Source organism: Pseudomonas sp. Z1-14 (assembly GCF_051132005.1).
Classification (GTDB): Bacteria; Pseudomonadota; Gammaproteobacteria; order Pseudomonadales; family Pseudomonadaceae; genus Aquipseudomonas.
In genome coordinates this window covers 2,285,402-2,299,757 of record NZ_CP071646.1, presented here as the reverse complement: position 1 = coordinate 2,299,757, position 14,356 = coordinate 2,285,402, and the positions used below count along the sequence as shown (strand labels likewise).

Below are 14,356 nucleotides of genomic sequence, written 5' to 3'. Positions count from 1 at the left end.
GGGTGAATCAGAAGACATTCGCGAGGGTGATGGATGTGGCGAGGGAGCTTGCTCCCGCTGGCCTGCGAAGCAGGCCTGATCTTGATTCGTTTCGCCAGTGAAGGCAGGTAAACCAAGAAAAGGGAGTCCTTCGGCCTCCAGCGGGAGCAAGCTCCCTCGCCACAAAAGGCAATGCGAAGCCTGGTCAAGCCAGGCTCTTGCTCACCACTTCAAACACATCGGCCGACAGCCCACCGGACGCCAGGATGCGCTCCAGCTCACCCTTCATCATAGCCTGGCGGGCGCTGTCGTATTTGCGCCAGCGGGTCAGTGGCGCCAGTTGCCGCGAGGCGATCTGCGGGTTGAAGGCGTTGAGCTGGATCACCAGGTCCGCCAGGAAGCGATAACCGGAACCGTCGGCGGCGTGGAAGTTGATCAGGTTCTGCCCGGCGAACGCGCCGACCAGTGCCCGCACCTTGTTCGGGTTCTTGATGTTGAACGCCGGGTGCTCCATCAACGCCTTGACCCGCGCCAGCCCGCCCGGCAGCGGGCTACCGGCCTGGACGCTGAACCATTGGTCCATGACCAGCGGGTTGCCCTTGAAGTTCTCCGCGAACACTTCCAGGGCCTTGGCCTTTTCGGTCTCGAACGGCGAGTTGACCAGCACCGCCAGCGCCGTGAGGCGCTCGGTCATGTTGTCGGCGGTGTCGAACTGCTCAAGGGTGGCGCTCAGCACTTCGGGTTTGTCGGTCAACATCAGGTAGGACAGCGCGATGTTCTGCAACGCACGCCGCGCGAAGTGCTCGGCCTCGGCCACGTACGGCGTGCGCCGGGACAGGTCGCGGTTGGCCTCGTAGCGCAGCCACAGGGCTTCGAACAGGTTTTCGGCCAACTGCCGGCGAGCGAATTCGCGGGCGGCGTGGATCGCCTCGACGTCCGCCACTTCGCTGATTTCGGTCAGGTAGGCTTCGCTTGGCAGCGAGAGCATTTCCGCGACCATCGCCTGATCCAGGGACTCATCCGACAGCACGCTGCGCAAGGCGCTGACCAGCCGAGGGTCGAGCACCAGGCTTTCGTCTTTCTGGTGCTGGCCGATCAATTCCTGCAAGACCTGCACCGACAATTGTTGGCCGGCGTCCCAACGGTTGAAGCCGTCGCTGTCGTGTTGCATGAGGAACATCAGTTGATCACGGTCGTACGGGAAGCTCAGCTTCACCGGCGCCGAGAAGCCGCGCAGCAACGAAGGCAGGGGCTTTTCAGCGATATCGACGAAGGTGAAGGTCTGCTCGGCCTCGGTCACCGAGATCACCCGGGTCGTGCCGCTCGCCGCCGCTTCGCCGCTCAGGCGCAGTGCAATTTCGGCGCCATTGCTGTCCAGCAGGCCCAACTCGACCGGAATCACGAAGGGCAGTTTCTCGGCCTTGTCCGGCGTCGGCGGGCAGCTCTGGCGGAACGTCAGGCTGTAAGTCTTCGCCGCGGCGTCGTAGGACTCGCTCACCGCCAGCCGTGGCGTACCGGCCTGGCTGTACCAGCGTTTGAACTGGCTCAGGTCGACGCCATTGGCATCCTCCATGGCCTTGATGAAATCGTCGCAGGTCACGGCCTGGCCATCGTGGCGCTCGAAGTACAGGTCGCTGCCCTTGCGGAAGCCTTCGGCGCCCAACAGGGTATGGATCATGCCGACCACTTCCGAGCCCTTTTCGTACACGGTCAGGGTGTAGAAGTTGGAAATCTCGATGAAGCTGTCCGGGCGCACCGGGTGAGCCATCGGGCCGGCGTCTTCAGCGAACTGGTGGGTACGCAGGTACGCCACGTCCTGGATGCGTTTGACCGTGGCCGAGTTCATGTCCGCCGAGAACCCGGCGTCGCGGAACACCGTGAAACCTTCCTTGAGCGACAGCTGGAACCAGTCGCGGCAGGTCACGCGGTTGCCCGACCAGTTATGGAAGTACTCGTGGGCGACGATCGCCTCGACCCGCTGGTGCGCGGCGTCGGTGGCGGTTTCGGCGCGGGCCAGTACGGCGCTGGAGTTGAAGATGTTGAGGCCCTTGTTCTCCATCGCGCCCATGTTGAAATCGTTGACCGCGACAATCATGAAGATGTCCAGGTCGTATTCGCGCCCGTACACCTCTTCATCCCAGCGCATCGACTTCTTCAGGCTGGTCATGGCGTGCTGGCACTTGTCGATGTTTTCCGGCTCGACGTAGATGCGCAGCGCCACGGTGCGCTCGGTCATGGTGGTGAAGGTGTCTTCGACGCACCAAAGGTCACCGGCCACCAGGGCGAACAGGTAGGCCGGCTTCTTGAACGGGTCTTCCCAGGTCGCCCAGTGCCGGCCGTCTTCCCCAGGGCCGCTGGCAATCGGGTTGCCGTTGGAGAGCAGCACCGGGTAGCTGTGCTGTTCGGCGACCACGGTGGTGGTGAACTTGCTCATCACGTCCGGGCGGTCGAGGTAATAGGTGATCTTGCGAAAGCCTTCGGCCTCGCACTGGGTGCAGAACATGCTGCCGGATTTGTACAGGCCTTCCAGGGCCGTGTTGGTTTCCGGATGGATGCGCACGGTGGTATCGACGGTGAACGCCTGGGCCTTGGGCTGCAAGGTCAGGTGGCTGTCATCCAGTTGGTAGTCGCCCTGCCCCAGGTCGGCGTCGTCGAGCTTGATCGAGAGCAATTCCAGCTGCTGGCCATCGAGCACCAGCGGCGGCAATCCGGCGCCGCGCTCGGGGTTGCGGCGCAGCACCAGTTGCGCATGGACCAGGCTGTGGTCCTCGAACAACTCGAAGGTCAGGTGCGTCTCGTCGATCAGGTATTCGGGCGCCTGATAGTCCTTCAGGTAGATCATCTTCGGTTGTTCGGTGCGCATGGGTCGAATCCTTCTACTGATGCACGGCGAGCTGGTAGGCCGTGTATTTACGAATATTGATCACGCCGGTGTCGAAAATCAGGTATTGGCCCTTGATTCCCAGCAGCGTACCTTCGGCGATCGGGTCCTTGTCCAGATTGAAGCTGACGATCTTCGCCGGGTACTGCTGCACCGGGTAACGGATCTCGATCGGTTCGACGTCCGCTATGGTCTGGATCGCCTGCAAGCCGAATCGTTCCTGCAAACCCTGCAGGCCCTGGGCGCAGCTTTCAAACAGTGAATCACGGATCTGCCGCAAGTCCACCGCCGCTGCGTCGCCCTTGAGCAAGGCGCGCCAGTTGGTCTTGTCCGCCACCTGGCTGCGGAACAGGTCTTCGACGAAACCCGACTGCTGTCGGGTGGCGACCCGCAGGATCGGCAGCGCCTGGCTTGCACCCTGGTCGAGCCAGCGGGTCGGCAGTTGCGTGGCGCGGGTGATGCCGACTTTCACGCCCGATGAGTTGGCCAGGTAGACCACATGATCGGTCATGCAGAACTGCTCGCCCCAGGCCGGGTCGCGACAGGTACCCGCCTCGAAATGGCAACGCTCGGGGCTCATGATGCAGAGGTCGCATTGGGCCAGTCTGGTCATGCAGGGGTAGCAATAACCCTGGCTGAAACTGGTCTTGGTTCGCCGTCCGCAATGGGTACAGTGGATCGCACCGAGGTATTCCAGGCGGATCCTGCTGCCGATCAACGGATTGACCGGCACCTCGACATCGCCCAGGCGAAAGGCGTATTGAACGGTCGGCCCGTCAAGGCGTGCCGACATCTTGCTGATTGCACCGCGGCCAATCTCGATCAATGGATGGCGTCCGACTTGAACAGGATATTCGGCACGACGGTGGCTTTCGACTGGCATTCCTGCGGGCCCATATAGCCGGTGCGCTCTTCTTCGGGCAGGTTCTGGATTTCCCAGGCGATCATCGCTTGCAGCGACAACTCGCGCTGCTCGGCGGTGAGCTTGTTGCCGTCGGCCCATTTACCGATTTCCACCGCCAGTTTCAGGCTGCGGTAGATGTCGGGGGTGATGTTGTTGATCATTTCGTTGAAGGAAGACATGGGTTCTCCGCGCAATTGCGCATTCTCAAAAGGCACAGGCGCCGATCAAAGGGCCATTTTACGGCGGCCGAACAGCCCGCCCAACAAGCCCGTGAAGCAGCCGACGAGCAGCCCGCCGACGTGGGCTGCGTTGGCGATCTCGCCGAAACCGATCAGCGAAACCAGCCCGGACAGGCACAGCAGCAACCACACCAGCATCATCACCAGCACCCCACGGGGCAAGTGATAGGCCGGGTTCGGCGCGAGCAGCTGGTAGATCCAGCAATGCCCCAGCAGGCCGTACAGCACTCCGGATAGCCCGCCGAACAGGGTCGCGCCGCTGAACAGGTACTGGGCGAAATTGGACACGAGGCTGAACAGCAGCGTCAGCCCCAGCAGGTTGATCCCGCCCTGGCGCGCTTCGATCCGGCGTCCCAGTTCCCAGTACCACATGCCATTCATGGCGATGTGCAGGAAGCCGAAATGAACCAGCATCGGCGTCACCAGCCGCCACCACTGTCCCGCCGCGAGGCTGTCGGCCAACGGCGTGAACTGGATGTAGTCGCCGACGACGCGAAACTCGAGGAAGGTCAACCAGCGCAGGGTTTGAAGATTTTCCCCCAGCAGGGTCACGGCACTGACGATCAGGCTCAGCAGCAATATCAGGGCCGTCACCGGACTGCGGGTCAGTTGCTGGACGAACCCTGCCCGCCGGGACGTGCTGCCGGTGTCAGGCAGTTCCAGCTGTTGCTCGGGATCGCCGGTGGGAAAACGCTCGTATAACGAACGCACGTTTTCGCTGATTTCATCCGGCACCCAGAGCACCTGCTCGCCCGCCTCTTCGCTGACGCGATGAGGCACCTGCATGCGCTGCAGCAGCTTGACGAAACCGCTCAGGTCCACTGCCAGGGGCAGGCGCAGGACGGCGACGACGCTCATCGCCCCATCTCCGGCCGCTCGACATCGACCCAGACGAACTTGTGCGGGTCCAGACGGGTTTCCTGGTCGAGTCGATAGGCGACCAGCTTGCCGTAGAGCACCGCGCTGTAGTCCAGGCAGGCCAGGTTCGGGCGGATCGGCGCCGGTTTGCCGCTGCGCCAATAGTGGCCGACGAACAACATCGGCTCATCGACGCCATACCGCAGCAGGTTGTTTTTTTCGTCCGGTGACAACGGTGTGCGGGCCACCGGCTCCGGCAATGCGTCGGGCTGGAAGACGATGTCGCCGTAGGTCTGCGGGTTGTCTTCCCAGAATTTGGTGCGGAAGAACGCGCGGGTCAGGCCGTCGCCGCCCGTCAGGGTCATGCCATGGGGCAGGCGCATGTCGGTGCCGCGCAACAGGCGATCGAACACTGTGCAGGCAAAACTGCCCGATTCGGCCGAAGCCTGGAGAAAATGCTCGTCGATGCAGCCTTCCGGGAACAAGCCGCGCAATGGCTCGATCAGGCCGGCGTCCCAGCAGGCGTGGACGACCCGGAAGCGCCCGGCGTCGACAAACAGCGGCAGCTCGTAGAACCACTTGAGAAAATCACGCCATTCACCCGGGTGCTGATCGAACTGGGTCAGGGTTTCGTTGAGCAAGCGGGCATGGCGCGGCGTGTGTTCGCGCACGTAGCGCTGGCCGCTGCCCGGCAATGCCGGGGTGCTCCAACCCAAGGCATTGAATTCGTGGTTGCCCATGATGCACAGCGCCTGGCCGGCCGCGACCATGTCGTGGACGATGTGCAGCGCCTCGCGAATCCGCGGGCCCCGGTCGATGATGTCGCCGAGGAACACCGCCATGCGCGAAGGATGTCGCCAGACCCCGGCCTGCTTGCGGTAACCGAGTCGGTCGAGCAGGTGTTCCAGGGTCAAGGCGCATCCGTGCACATCGCCGATCAGATCGTAACTGCGCGCGGGATCGAGCATCAGTCGCCTCCACCCCCCAAACGACTGCCCCAGCCGAGCTTGGTCCGGCAGACTTCGTAGTAGTTGTGATCCAGCGGATGGATCAGGCGCAGCTTTTGCGCCTTCTTGCTGACGGTGATGGTGTCACCCGGCGCGCAGGTGAAATGGTTCTGGCCGTCACAGGACACTTGCGGGTAGATCTGCATATCCTTGGACACGACGATTTTCAGCTCACTGTTGCCATCGACCACGATGGGTCGCCCAGACAAGGTATGGGGGTACATGGGCACAATCACAATAGCGTCGAGCTTGGGATGCATGATCGGGCCACCCGCCGACAGCGCGTAGGCCGTGGAACCGGTCGGGGTGGCGACGATCAGGCCGTCGGCCTTCTGGCTGCAGACGAACTGGCCGTCGATGTACAGCTCGAATTCGATCATGCGCGTGGATTTGCCAGGGTGCAGCACCACGTCGTTGAGCGCATCGCCCTGGCCGATGGCCTCGGCGTGACGGCGCACCTCGGCTTGCAGCAGGAAGCGGTTTTCCACCAGGTAATGGCCGTCCAGCACCTCGGCGACCTTGATCTCCAGCTCGTCAGGGCGGATATCGGTGAGGAAGCCCAGGCTGCCACGGTTGATCCCCAGCACCGGGATGTTGTGCCGCGCCAGGGCCCGGGCGGCGCCCAGCAGGCTGCCGTCGCCACCGACCACGATGACCATGTCGCAGACTTCGCCGAGCATCTTGCGTGACGACGTCTGCAGGCCGTGGCCCGGCAGCACTTCGGCGATGGTATCTTCGAGGATCACGTGCAGGTGCCGCTCCAGGAGGAAGCGCTTGAGACGGCGAACGGTGTCCAACACCTGGGAACTGCCCAGGCGACCGATGATGCCGATATTGCGAAATTGCTCCATGAGGCTCCTGCGAGGTCTGCGACGGGCGAAAAACCCGATTATGGGCGAAACCGCGCCGTAGACAAAATCCTTTAAGCCTTCAACGCAACGGCTATGCTCGCAACATGATCCTGTTTCCTGAATTGCTCGACCTGCCCCGCCGCCTGCGCCATCCCGAAGTACGGGACCTGGCGTGGGTGATCGTCGCCCCGCCGATGCTCATCGACACGCCCTGGCCCCAGCGCCATCCGCTGGCGGGCAGCGGCTGGGTGCAGCAGCCCCATCGCCTGGAACACTGGTTGCGCGAACTGGACCGCGACAGCTATCCGTTGTTGCAGTGCCTGTCCCAGGGGCGCACGCGGCGCCTGGGGCTGTATTACGAAAGGCTCTGGCAGTTTGCCGTGCAGCATGCGCCGGGCATCGAACTGATCGCGGCGAACCTGCCGATCCGGCGCGAGGGCCATACGCTGGGCGAATTGGACCTGCTGCTGCGCGATGATGAAGGTGTGCATCACCTGGAGCTGGCGATCAAGTTGTACCTGGGCCCGCAACAAGGCAACGGGCGAGATTCCGCGCAATGGCTTGGGCCCGGCTGCCATGACCGACTCGACCGCAAGCTGACGCATCTGCATGAGCACCAACTGCCGATCTCGGCACGCCCGGAAAGTCGCGAGGCCTTGGCGGCGCTGGGCATCGAGTCGTTTCGCTCGCACCTTTGGCTCGGCGGCTATCTGCTCTATCCCTGGCCGGACGAGGCCGAACCGCCGAGCGGTGCGCACCCCCGGCATTTGCGCGGCCGCTGGTTGCACCAGCGGGACTGGCCCGGATTCGTCACCCAGCGCCCGCCGGGGCGCTGGCAGCCCCTGCCCCGCGCGGCCTGGCTGGCCCCGGCCCATTACCCGGTTGACCAGGTCTGGACTGCGGGACAACTGGAGGCCTGGCGAACCGCCCTTGATCCCATGGCACCGGCGCAACTGATGGTGCGCCTGACCGAAAATGCCGAGGGTGAATGGGAAGAAGCCGAGCGGGCGTTCCTGGTGGCGGATCTTTGGCCGGATGTGCCGGGTAATGGTTGAGGTTTGGGGGGCTGTCAGGGCCCCTTCGCGAGCAGGCTCGCTCCCACATCTGGAATGCAGTGCCCTTGGAGGAATCAATTCCCCTGTGGGAGCGAGCCTGCTCGCGAAGGCGTCGCCACGGCCTAGAGCGACAACCGCACCGCCAGCGCCGCCAACGTCACCAGCAACACCGGCACCGTCAGCACAATCCCGACCTTGAAGTAATAACCCCAACCGATGCGGATATCCTTGCGCGCCAGCACATGCAGCCAAAGCAAGGTTGCCAGGCTGCCGATCGGCGTGATTTTCGGCCCGAGGTCACTGCCGATGACGTTGGCGTAGATCATCGCCTCCTTGACCACGCCAGTGGCCTGGCTGGCATCGATGGACAAAGCGCCGATCAGCACCGTCGGCAGAATGTTCATCACCGATGAAAGCAGCGCGGTCAACAGCCCGGTCCCCATGGCCGCGCCCCACACCCCATAACCGGCGAAGCCATCGAGCCAGGCGGCGAGGTAGCCGGTGAGGCCGGCGTTGCGCAGGCCATAGACCACCAGGTACATGCCGAGGGAAAAGATCACGATCTGCCAGGGCGCTTCTTTCATCGCCTTGCGCGTGGAGATCTTGTGCCCTCGAGCCGCCACCGCCAACAGCAGTGCAGCGCAGACCGCCGAAATCGCGCTGATGGGAATGCCCAGCGGCTCCAGGGCAAAGCAGCCCAGCAAAAGGATCGCCAACACCACCCAACCGGCATAAAAAGTTGCCGTATCGTGGATGGCGCTTGCCGGGTCGTCCAGCTGCTGCGGGTCATAGTCGCGCGGGATATCGCGACGAAACATCCACAGCAGTATCGCCAGGCTGGCCGCAACGCTGACCAGGTTCACCGGCACCATGACCGAAGCGTAGCGGTTGAAGCCGATGCCGAAGAAATCCGCGGAAACGATGTTCACCAGGTTCGATACCACCAGAGGCAGGCTGGCGGTATCGGCGATGAAACCGGCGCCCATCACGAACGCCAGGGTCGCCGCCGGCGAGAACCGCAGGGCCAGCAACATGGAAATCACGATAGGCGTCAGGATCAGCGCCGCTCCGTCGTTGGCGAACAATGCCGAGACCAGCGCCCCGAGCAACACCATGAACGCAAACAGCTTGCGGCCGCTGCCTCGCCCCCAACGGGCCACATGCAACGCGGCCCAGGCAAAGAACCCGGCCTCGTCCAGCAACAGGCTGATGATGATCAACGCGACGAACGTACCGGTGGCATTCCAGATGATCTGCCACACCAGGGCAATGTCCCCGACCTGTACCACGCCGCTCAGCAAGGCCAACAGTGCACCAAGGGTGGCACTCCAGCCGACGCCCAACCCCTTGGGCTGCCAGATCACCAGCGTTATGGTCAGCAGGAAAATCAATGACGCGATGAGCATGCGTTACAGCCTTGAAAGGAAAAGAAAAAACCAGCAGCAGGACGCCACGGCGCCAGCGAACGGCGAAGATAGGGAGTTTCGGATATTCGGTAAAGCAGGAATTGAACGGCTTATGCGGTCATGGATGCACTTGTGGCGAGGGAGCAAGCTCCCTGGCCACGGGTTTCACGGAGATATCAAACCTTCTTGTGCTGCTCCACCCACTTGCCATAGGCATCGATGAACTTCTGCAAAAACGGCCGCACCGATTCCGACAGGTTGCCCGCCTCGTCGAACGCCGTTCCCGCACCGCTCAGGTAGGCTTCCGGTTGTTGCATGCAAGGCACGTCGAGAAAAACCAGGGATTGGCGCAAATGGTGGTTGGCGCCAAAACCGCCGATGGCACCGGGTGAGGCGCTGATCACTGCGCCCGGCTTGCCGCTCAGGCAACTCTGACCGTAGGGGCGCGAGCCGACATCAATGGCATTCTTCAGCGGGGCCGGCACCGAGCGGTTGTATTCCGGTGTCACGAACAACAACGCATCCGCCGCGCCGACCTTCTGGCGAAACGCGGTATAGGCCGCCGGCGGCGAGACGTCGATGTCTTCGTTATAGAGTGGCAGCTCGCCGATCTCGACGATTTCCAGTTTCAGGTTGGACGGCGCCAGGTCCGCCAGGGCCAACGCGACCTTTCGGTTGATCGAGGCTTTGCGCAGGCTGCCCACTAAAACCGCCACTGTGTAGACATTACTCATGAGAGGCTTCTCGACTATCGGCTCAAAGGGAGCCTGTAGTTATAGATGATCGGCACCACAATTGGACCAGTGGATCACCTAAAACCTGCCAACCGGACTATTTTTTTACTGTAGGAAAACTTACCGCGCTTGACCAAGGTCTACAGAACCGCAAATCGAGTGATCTATTTTCAGAGGTTCCAAGCAATGGCAGCAGTACTTGTCGGACAATTTCATGCACGGGACGCCGAAGGTCGCGTCTATTCGGTGCATGAATTCCAAGAATCAGACCCGTCGCAGGACGGCATTGGCAAGGATGTCATCACTTATAAGCTGGCCATTGGAGATCGGGTCAACAAAGTCGACGAGGACACGTTCCTCCTGGTGCAATCCGGCATCCACCTGACCCGCGAACCTGAAACGCCACGGCAGCCTCAGGCGCAAGTCGAAACGCAGATCGCTCTATAACTGTTTGCATGAGCAGAAGTCGCACACGTAATTGGGTTAGGATTCAGCCACTCAATGGCTTACCTGCCTAATACGGACCTCTTGCATGCGTTTACGCCACATCGAAGTGATCCAGGCGCTGCTGCAGACTGGCCACCTGGGTACCGCGGCCGAATGGCTGCAATTGCCGGTGGCCGAAGTCGAGTCGATCCTGCGCGATGCGGAGGCCCAGCTCGGTTTCATGCTGTTCGCCAGCGTGCGCGGACGCTTGCAGGCGACGCGGGAAACCCTGGAATTACGCGAAGGCATCACGCGGCTGTACGACACCCTCGAACCGATACAGCGAATGGCCGCCAGCCTGAAGCATTATCAGGCGCCGCCCCTGCGCATTATCTGCACCCCACCACTGGCCCAACAGCTGTTACCCCTGAGCATTGCCGCCCTGCGTCGGCGCCATCCGGATGCGCCGTGCACCCTGCTCAGCCAGCCGACCCGGGAAATCGTCAAGAGCCTGCTGCTGCGTGAAAGCGATTTGGGCCTGAGCCTGCACGATCCCGAACACCCCGACATCGATTGCCAGATGATCGCCCAAGGCAAACTGCAGCTGCTGGCGCCCCATGGCTGGCTGCAACCACGACAGAAATACGTGTCGGTTCAGGATCTTGCGGGCCAGTCGCTGGTCGGGCTGGAGGGGCATGATCCGCTGAGCCCGGCGTTCGACCATAAGCTTGGAGCACTGCGCCCGGCGCCGGTGGTGCAGATACGCGTGCAGACTCATCAGATGATGCGGGCAATGGTCGAGGCCGGTGAAGGCCTGGCGATTGTCGACCCGTTTACCGCCGCGGGGGCCAGGGGCGGCGACCTGGACATCTGTCCGGTATCGCCGGCCGTGCCCATCTGCCTCTATGCATTGAGCCTGAACGGTGCCACGCCTTCACCGGCGGTCCAGTCGTTGCTGGAACGGATCACGGAACAAGCCGAGGCGTTGCTGAACCACTGACCGTCATGCCCAGCGGATCGTCAAACAACCGGTACCAGAACAGCGCCACCTCGGCGGTGTGCCGGTCAATGCCGCGATAGCGCAGGTGATCGATGCCGCCGAGCACATAGCCGCAGCGCTCGTAAAGCCGGCAGGCGCCCAGGTTGTTGTTCTGGGTTTCCAGCATGATGCCCGGCAGTTTTTTCTTGCGGCTCCAGAACTGGGCCACATCGAGCAAGGCCTTGGCCACCCCATGCCGGCGAGCCGGGGCATGCACCGCCAGCTCGTCGATATGGGCATACCCGTTCCAATTGGTGCTGACGACCAGATGGCCGACCGGTTGGTCGTCCAGGTAGGCCATGAAGATTTCGCTGTCCGGGGCATCGCGAAAACTGCCGAACTCTTCAGGGTCGATGCCGTAGCACTTGCGGTAGGGAACGATCGGCGTCACCGGCCACTGGCTCACCGGCCGGCCGATCTGCGCCGTGCCATAGACGCTGACTTCGAAACTGAAATCGCTGCCCCAGATATAAGCGGCGAAGCCGTCATCGGCGACGCGCACCGACAGGCCGGGGTGCTTGGGATTCATGACCGGTTGCATACTGGGGAAGGTCCTCATTCCTTGAGACAACCAACGGCGCGAAGCCATCCATTGCCCTTGCTTGTCGAATCTTCACACGTCACGCGGATAACCATGGCCTGCCTTTACTTCAAATTGGAAGGTATTGGCGATTGCGCCGAAAACTACATGAGGAAAGCTCTTGTGGGAGCGAGCCTGCTCGCGAAGGCGTAGGCACATTCGACAGTTGCCAATTGACCCAGCGCTTTCGCGAGCAGGCTCGCTCCCACAGATATCTCATCAACTCGCGGCAGCCTGCGCCTCGACCAATTGCGTCCACAATGCCGGGGCACCGGCGGACTTGGCGATGGCTTCCAGACGCGCGGCATGTTCGGCCAGGTCGCTTTCGCTGGCGCGGATGACCCGGGCCGGCTTGCGGTCTGCCGGCAAACGCCGGATCTCGCTCGCCTGGTTACCCGAACCTTCGCCGGTGCCATTGCCGTCAGACGCATTGCCGGCCAGGGACAGACTGGTCTGACCGCCAGTCATGGTCAGGTAGACGTCGGCGAGGATCTCGGAGTCGAGCAAGGCGCCGTGCAGCTCACGACCGGAGTTGTCGACCCCGTAGCGCTTGCACAAGGCATCAAGGCTGTTGCGCTGGCCCGGATGCCGCTCCCGCGCCATCATCAAGGTATCGAGGATAGTGCAATGCCGGGTGATGTCGGCCCGGTCGTGCTGGCCCATCAGGGCGAATTCGTTGTTGATGAACCCGACGTCGAACGCCGCGTTATGGATGATCAACTGCGCGCCCTGGATGAATTCGAAGAACTCATCGGCTACCTCGGCGAAACGCGGCTTGCCCACCAGGAATTCGTTGGTGATGCCGTGCACGCCAATGGCACCCTCGTCGCTTTCGCGGTCCGGTTGCAGGTAAACGTGGAAATGACGACCGGTCAGGCGTCGACCAATCAGCTCGACACAGCCGATTTCGATAATCCGGTGACCGTCGGTCACCGGCATGCCGGTGGTTTCGGTATCCAGTACTACAGATCTGTTGGCCATCAGTGTTCAGCTCTCAAACGGGCAGTCTTGCAAAAGCGCGGATGTTAGCACGCTATTCGGTGGGATAAGCCCGGGACCGCTTTTGGATCAAGCCTGCTTGTACCCCCTCACCTCATCCACCCCACGATTGGCCAACTGGTCGGCCCGCTCGTTGCCGTGGTGGCCGATGTGCCCGCGCACCCATTTCCAGGTGACGTTGTGGCGGTTGACCTGCTCGTCCAGCAGCTTCCAGAGATCAGCGTTCTTGACCGGCTCCTTCGCCGCCGTTTTCCAGCCGCGCTTCTTCCAGTTGGCCATCCACTCGTTGATGCCTTTCATTACATACTGCGAGTCGGTTACCAGCAGCACATCACATGGCCGCTTGAGTTCTTCCAGGCCGCGAATGGCGCCCATCAGTTCCATGCGATTGTTGGTGGTATTGGCTTCGCCGCCCCAGAGCTCCTTTTCCACGCCCTTGCACACCAGCAACGCACCCCAGCCACCCGGGCCCGGATTGCCCTTGCAGGCGCCATCAGTGAAAAGTTCTACGCTATCGCTCATGCCAATCTATCCAGAAAAAATGCAAGGCCCACCGGCCGGGAACGCTCGACGCCCGAAGCCGAATGCCGGCCAGAACCATTGGAAATAAAAGTTACGGCTCGATGTGACGCCGATTGACCTTGGCCATCGGCAAGGGAATCAGCTTGCCCACCGGCTCACGCCGCGCCTGGCGTACCGGGCGCAAGCCGACCACGATCTTGCGCGCCACCAACAGATAGAAGCCGCCGCCGGACAATTGCCAGTCACCGGCCTTGCGCTCCCAGCCGGCCAGACGGGCCTGCCACTTGGGCGACGCAAGCGGCGGACGATAGCACCCGAAGCGGCGTTTCTCCAGCGCGAAGCCCAGCAGGTTGAGCCAGTCGCCCACTCGCGAAGCCGAGATGCAACGGGCCTGGCGCAGCGCGTCGCCGGCGAATACATGACGCAGCCCCCAACTGCTCCAGGGGTTGATGCCGACAATCAACAAATGGCCACCGGGACGCACGCTGCTGGCGGCCTCGCGCAACAGGCCATGGGGCGACAGGCAGAAATCCAGGCCGTGCTGCATGACCACCACGTCGGCGGCATGCTCGCTCAACGGCCAGGCCTGCTCCTCGCAGACGATCTCTACGCCAGGCAACGGCGCGCCCAGGCGTACGTTGCGCTGCACCTGCGGCGCCGACGGTGGGGTCTGCGCCGAGGGGCCGTAATGCACCAGGTAGCCGCCGAAGAACCGGCCCAACTCGTCTTCGAGCATGCGCCGTTCTTCTTCCAGCAGGAATTGCCCGACAGGGCCGGACAGCCATTCACGGGCGGAACTGATCAATGCCAGCCATTCAGGATCAGCCTGAGCGAACGCTTCATCGGTCATTGCATTCTCCAACGCGCCAGGAAGTT

At 62.4% G+C, this 14,356-nt stretch carries 15 protein-coding genes; 3 read left to right on the top strand and 12 right to left on the bottom strand.

The window, feature by feature from the left end:
- Window positions 1–184: 184 nt before the first annotated feature.
- From pepN to J3P89_RS10580, 6 genes are read right to left on the bottom strand one after another with little or no spacing between them, the layout of a single operon-like run.
- The gene (gene pepN / locus J3P89_RS10605; protein WP_434697481.1) at window positions 185–2,842 is read right to left on the bottom strand and encodes an aminopeptidase N; all 2,658 of its coding nucleotides are present in this window, start codon (window positions 2,840–2,842) and stop codon (window positions 185–187) included.
- Between the two features lie 13 nt (window positions 2,843–2,855).
- On the bottom strand, window positions 2,856–3,686 hold the full coding sequence (locus J3P89_RS10600) for a DUF2797 domain-containing protein (protein ID WP_434601088.1): 831 nt from the start codon (window positions 3,684–3,686) through the stop codon (window positions 2,856–2,858).
- The gene (locus tag J3P89_RS10595) at window positions 3,683–3,943 is read right to left on the bottom strand and encodes a YeaC family protein (RefSeq protein ID WP_305500450.1); all 261 of its coding nucleotides are present in this window, start codon (window positions 3,941–3,943) and stop codon (window positions 3,683–3,685) included. The genes J3P89_RS10600 and J3P89_RS10595 overlap by 4 nt, the downstream gene beginning before the upstream one ends.
- Window positions 3,944–3,988: 45 nt before the next feature.
- Window positions 3,989–4,861: a rhomboid family intramembrane serine protease gene (locus tag J3P89_RS10590; RefSeq protein WP_434697480.1), complete on the bottom strand. Its 873-nt coding sequence runs from the start codon at window positions 4,859–4,861 to the stop codon at window positions 3,989–3,991.
- Window positions 4,858–5,832 carry a metallophosphoesterase gene (locus J3P89_RS10585; protein WP_434697973.1) on the bottom strand — a complete coding sequence of 325 codons (975 nt, stop codon included), beginning with the start codon at window positions 5,830–5,832 and terminating at the stop codon, window positions 4,858–4,860. The genes J3P89_RS10590 and J3P89_RS10585 overlap by 4 nt, the downstream gene beginning before the upstream one ends.
- Window positions 5,829–6,719 (bottom strand): NAD(+) kinase, encoded by an 891-nt coding sequence (locus tag J3P89_RS10580; protein WP_003180647.1) that lies wholly within the window; start codon window positions 6,717–6,719, stop codon window positions 5,829–5,831. The genes J3P89_RS10585 and J3P89_RS10580 overlap by 4 nt, the downstream gene beginning before the upstream one ends.
- Window positions 6,720–6,823: 104 nt before the next feature.
- Between J3P89_RS10580 and J3P89_RS10575 the strand changes: the two genes are divergently transcribed.
- A complete protein-coding gene (locus tag J3P89_RS10575; protein ID WP_434697479.1) occupies window positions 6,824–7,774 on the top strand; it encodes a DUF1853 family protein in 951 nt (316 codons plus the stop codon).
- A gap of 122 nt (window positions 7,775–7,896) precedes the next feature.
- Here J3P89_RS10575 and J3P89_RS10570 read toward each other — a convergent pair whose 3' ends face one another.
- Window positions 7,897–9,180, bottom strand: a complete 1,284-nt coding sequence (locus J3P89_RS10570) for an arsenic transporter (RefSeq protein ID WP_434697478.1) — start codon at window positions 9,178–9,180, stop codon at window positions 7,897–7,899.
- 176 nt (window positions 9,181–9,356) lie between these two features.
- Window positions 9,357–9,914, bottom strand: a complete 558-nt coding sequence (locus J3P89_RS10565) for an NADPH-dependent FMN reductase (protein ID WP_305500446.1) — start codon at window positions 9,912–9,914, stop codon at window positions 9,357–9,359.
- Between the two features lie 186 nt (window positions 9,915–10,100).
- Here J3P89_RS10565 and J3P89_RS10560 point away from each other — a divergent pair, with 186 nt between their 5' ends.
- Both J3P89_RS10560 and J3P89_RS10555 read left to right on the top strand, forming a co-directional pair.
- Window positions 10,101–10,361, top strand: coding sequence for a hypothetical protein (locus J3P89_RS10560; RefSeq protein WP_434657161.1), 261 nt, complete (start codon window positions 10,101–10,103; stop codon window positions 10,359–10,361).
- A gap of 85 nt (window positions 10,362–10,446) precedes the next feature.
- A complete protein-coding gene (locus tag J3P89_RS10555; protein WP_434697477.1) occupies window positions 10,447–11,340 on the top strand; it encodes a LysR substrate-binding domain-containing protein in 894 nt (297 codons plus the stop codon).
- Here the strand turns inward: J3P89_RS10555 and J3P89_RS10550 are convergent.
- From J3P89_RS10550 to J3P89_RS10535, 4 genes are all read right to left on the bottom strand, one after another.
- On the bottom strand, window positions 11,306–11,920 hold the full coding sequence (locus J3P89_RS10550) for a GNAT family N-acetyltransferase (protein ID WP_434573605.1): 615 nt from the start codon (window positions 11,918–11,920) through the stop codon (window positions 11,306–11,308). The two genes, J3P89_RS10555 and J3P89_RS10550, sit on opposite strands and share 35 nt — an antisense overlap.
- A gap of 258 nt (window positions 11,921–12,178) precedes the next feature.
- A complete protein-coding gene (dnaQ, locus tag J3P89_RS10545) occupies window positions 12,179–12,940 on the bottom strand; it encodes a DNA polymerase III subunit epsilon (protein WP_434697475.1) in 762 nt (253 codons plus the stop codon).
- An 87-nt stretch (window positions 12,941–13,027) separates the two neighbouring features.
- Window positions 13,028–13,480 carry a ribonuclease HI gene (rnhA, locus tag J3P89_RS10540; RefSeq protein WP_030142629.1) on the bottom strand — a complete coding sequence of 151 codons (453 nt, stop codon included), beginning with the start codon at window positions 13,478–13,480 and terminating at the stop codon, window positions 13,028–13,030.
- Window positions 13,481–13,571: 91 nt separating this feature from the next.
- Complete coding sequence (locus J3P89_RS10535; RefSeq protein ID WP_434630306.1) at window positions 13,572–14,330, bottom strand: class I SAM-dependent methyltransferase; 759 nt, start codon at window positions 14,328–14,330, stop codon at window positions 13,572–13,574.
- Window positions 14,331–14,356: the final 26 nt, after the last annotated feature.

Coding starts and splice junctions, on each gene's coding strand:
- J3P89_RS10560 (WP_434657161.1), top strand. CDS start 10,101: ATGGCAGCAGTACTTGTCGGACAATTTCATGCACGGGACGCCGAAGGT.
- J3P89_RS10555 (WP_434697477.1), top strand. CDS start 10,447: ATGCGTTTACGCCACATCGAAGTGATCCAGGCGCTGCTGCAGACTGGC.
- rnhA (WP_030142629.1), bottom strand. CDS start 13,480: ATGAGCGATAGCGTAGAACTTTTCACTGATGGCGCCTGCAAGGGCAAT.
- J3P89_RS10550 (WP_434573605.1), bottom strand. CDS start 11,920: ATGCAACCGGTCATGAATCCCAAGCACCCCGGCCTGTCGGTGCGCGTC.
- J3P89_RS10535 (WP_434630306.1), bottom strand. CDS start 14,330: ATGACCGATGAAGCGTTCGCTCAGGCTGATCCTGAATGGCTGGCATTG.
- J3P89_RS10590 (WP_434697480.1), bottom strand. CDS start 4,861: ATGAGCGTCGTCGCCGTCCTGCGCCTGCCCCTGGCAGTGGACCTGAGC.
- pepN (WP_434697481.1), bottom strand. CDS start 2,842: ATGCGCACCGAACAACCGAAGATGATCTACCTGAAGGACTATCAGGCG.
- J3P89_RS10575 (WP_434697479.1), top strand. CDS start 6,824: ATGATCCTGTTTCCTGAATTGCTCGACCTGCCCCGCCGCCTGCGCCAT.
- J3P89_RS10570 (WP_434697478.1), bottom strand. CDS start 9,180: ATGCTCATCGCGTCATTGATTTTCCTGCTGACCATAACGCTGGTGATC.
- J3P89_RS10595 (WP_305500450.1), bottom strand. CDS start 3,943: ATGTCTTCCTTCAACGAAATGATCAACAACATCACCCCCGACATCTAC.
- J3P89_RS10565 (WP_305500446.1), bottom strand. CDS start 9,914: ATGAGTAATGTCTACACAGTGGCGGTTTTAGTGGGCAGCCTGCGCAAA.
- dnaQ (WP_434697475.1), bottom strand. CDS start 12,940: ATGGCCAACAGATCTGTAGTACTGGATACCGAAACCACCGGCATGCCG.
- J3P89_RS10580 (WP_003180647.1), bottom strand. CDS start 6,719: ATGGAGCAATTTCGCAATATCGGCATCATCGGTCGCCTGGGCAGTTCC.